At 70.5% G+C, this 1,432-nt stretch carries 2 protein-coding genes and 1 pseudogene; all 3 read left to right on the top strand.

Translation table 11 applies throughout. From position 1 onward, the window contains the following. Positions 1 to 670: GGDEF domain-containing protein (locus tag ACEN88_RS31625; RefSeq protein WP_413346104.1), on the top strand; the 670-nt coding region annotated here is incomplete at its 5' end. Then, entirely contained in the window at positions 667 to 825 is a 159-nt protein-coding gene (locus ACEN88_RS31620) for a hypothetical protein (RefSeq protein WP_413346102.1), read from the top strand. The genes ACEN88_RS31625 and ACEN88_RS31620, both read left to right, overlap by 4 nt. After that, positions 822 to 1,432 (top strand): annotated as a pseudogene (locus tag ACEN88_RS31615) (Ppx/GppA family phosphatase); the annotation flags it as partial. The gene ACEN88_RS31620 and the pseudogene ACEN88_RS31615, both read left to right, overlap by 4 nt.

Below are 1,432 nucleotides of genomic sequence, written 5' to 3'. Positions count from 1 at the left end.
GCTCGTGCTGCTGGCGCCCGCGGGCTGGGGCTGGATGACGAGCGATATCCTGCGCCAGCTGCACTCGGGCGCCCTGTATCTGCTGGCCCTCGTCGGCGGCTTCGGCTGGCTGCTGCTGGGCCGCGAGCGCGAACAGGCCGAGCTGGCGCGCCTGGAAATCAACGACCCGCTCACCGACGTGCCGAACCGGCGCGGCTTCTTCCAGGCCCTGGCCCCCTGGATGGCGCTGGCGCGCCGTCCCGGCCAGCCGACCGCGCTCGTCGTGTTCGACCTCGACCAGTTCAAGCGCATCAATGACGGCTACGGCCACCCGGCCGGCGACGTCGTGCTCGCGCACCTGATCAATACGTGCAAGCGCCAGTTGCGCGACAGCGACCTGCTGGGCCGCCTGGTGGGCGTGGAATTCGCGATCCTGCTGCCGCGCACGAGCCTGGACGATGCGGCGATGGTCGCCGAGCGCATGCGCGCCGCGATCGAAGCGGAGCGCGTCAAGACCGAGCGCGCGATGATTTCATTGACGGCCAGCTTCGGCGTCACGACGATCCGCCCCGACGACAGCACCGTCACCTTGCTGGCCCGTGCCGACGAGGCGTTGCGGGTGGCCAAGAAGGCCGGGCGCAACCGGGTCGAAGTGGCGGCGTCGGTGCTGGCGCCCGTCGAGGAAGAATGAACGCCCCCGCGCAGGGGCGCGTACAAACCGCCGTGTCCGCCATGGCGTCTCTGGCGCGCATGGCTTATGATGATGTGATCAACGATGCTCCTGTCATCGATCCGTCATCCAGCCCCGCTATCGTGGCGCCGTTTTCGACTTCGGAGTCTGCATGAGCACCACACCTCCCATTCACGCCGCACTCGTCCTTGGCTCGGACAGTTTCCGCCTGCTCGTCGGCACCGTCGAGGACGGCGCGCTGCGTCCCCTCGACAGTTTTCATGCGCCGCTGCGGCTGGCCGCCGCGCTGGACGCGCAGGGCTGTCTGAGCCCCGAGGCGATGGACAGCGCCTTCGACTGCCTGCGCACGATCCGCGCACGCCTGTCCGACCATGCGCTGGCCGCCGTGCGCGTGGTCGCCACGTCGACCCTGCGCATGGCCCGCAACAGCCACCTGTTCCTGCCGGCCGCGCAGCAACTGCTCGGCCATCCGGTGCACGTGCTGACCGGCGAGCAGGAGGCCGTCCTGACGTATCTCGGCGTGGCCGACGGCGCGGCGCACGACCCCGACACGCGTACCCTGGTGCTGGGTATCGGCGGCGGCTCGACGCAGCTTGCGCTGGGCACCGGGCGCCACGTGCAGAAGGTGGCGTCGCTGGGCCTGGGCACGTCGCGCCTGGCGCTGACGTTCTTCAGCGGCGGGCGCATCGACGCGGTGTCGTTCGCGGCCGCGATCGCGTCCACGCGCGCCAAGCTGGGCGACGAGACGCCCGCGTTCGGCAC

It is taken from the genome of Massilia sp. CT11-108 (assembly GCF_047302915.1).
GTDB lineage: Bacteria > Pseudomonadota > Gammaproteobacteria > Burkholderiales > Burkholderiaceae_D > Telluria > Telluria orientalis.
The sequence above is the reverse complement of the archived record's forward strand: the minus strand, read 5'-3'. Positions and strand labels throughout refer to the sequence as shown.